The sequence below is a fragment of the Pseudoalteromonas sp. SG41-5 genome, from assembly GCF_014164495.1.
GTDB lineage: Bacteria > Pseudomonadota > Gammaproteobacteria > Enterobacterales > Alteromonadaceae > Pseudoalteromonas > Pseudoalteromonas rhizosphaerae.
Genome location: NZ_JACJFH010000264.1, coordinates 1 through 776, shown reverse-complemented (window position 1 = coordinate 776; position 776 = coordinate 1). Strand labels below are relative to the sequence as shown.

Annotated in this window: 2 protein-coding genes; both read right to left on the bottom strand. The window is 41.1% G+C overall.

The genetic code is table 11. The features are described from left to right. Positions 1-52 precede the first annotated feature (52 nt). Positions 53-400 (bottom strand): IS66 family insertion sequence element accessory protein TnpB, encoded by a 348-nt coding sequence (gene tnpB / locus H5232_RS23510; protein WP_182831701.1) that lies wholly within the window; start codon positions 398-400, stop codon positions 53-55. Continuing rightward, a complete protein-coding gene (tnpA, locus tag H5232_RS23505) occupies positions 397-696 on the bottom strand; it encodes an IS66 family insertion sequence element accessory protein TnpA (RefSeq protein WP_182831700.1) in 300 nt (99 codons plus the stop codon). The genes tnpB and tnpA overlap by 4 nt, the downstream gene beginning before the upstream one ends. Between the last annotated feature and the right edge of the window lie 80 nt (positions 697-776).

Below are 776 nucleotides of genomic sequence, written 5' to 3'. Positions count from 1 at the left end.
CAAAGATAAAACAGACGGTGTGGCAACGATCATTTACTGCCAATATGATCGATTAGATCATCGATTTATACCGCAACTCTTCATGACCAAGCACATCATATCCCGACAACAACCAATCCAGTTGCGCTGGACTGAGCTCAAACTCTTGCAGACTGGCTTTGTTTGGCCATTTGAACTTTTGCTTTTCTAATCGCTTGTACCACAAAGCAAACCCCGTTTTATCCCAGTAAACCAACTTGAGTTTATCCTTCGCTTTGTTGCAAAATAAAAATAAAGCGCCAGTATAGGCATCACGTTCAAGCTCGCCTTCAACGATTGCGACTAGACCATCAATAGATTTTCGAAAATCCACAGCATCGCGGTGTAAGTAAATACATTTAGGTTCAACAAACATTTTCATAAGGCAAGCTCGCGTAACAGTTGACTCAGATAAGTAGCAGGCATTGTGTGTGGTAAGCTGACTTTTACTTTGCTAATCGTAAGGATGATTGGCTGTTGCGGTTCAGTGGGGTCAACGTGTTTAGTGACTTTTGCTTGAACAAAGCTGCTTGATGAGGCATTAAGCTTACTTCGTGCGGCATAAAACGTTGTTTTTGATAAAGCATTTTGATGACAATAGTCAGTGATAGTTAAATCGCTGGCTTGTTGTTCTTCGATAATACTGCGCCATTGTTCAAGGCTACGCGTTTTTCTCATGACTATCTCCTCATTGAAATTCGGAAATAGCTTAATCATTTTGACGAGTTACTGGCAGGTGCATTTTGCTAGACGCTTAC

Coding starts and splice junctions, on each gene's coding strand:
- tnpB (WP_182831701.1), bottom strand. CDS start 400: ATGAAAATGTTTGTTGAACCTAAATGTATTTACTTACACCGCGATGCT.
- tnpA (WP_182831700.1), bottom strand. CDS start 696: ATGAGAAAAACGCGTAGCCTTGAACAATGGCGCAGTATTATCGAAGAA.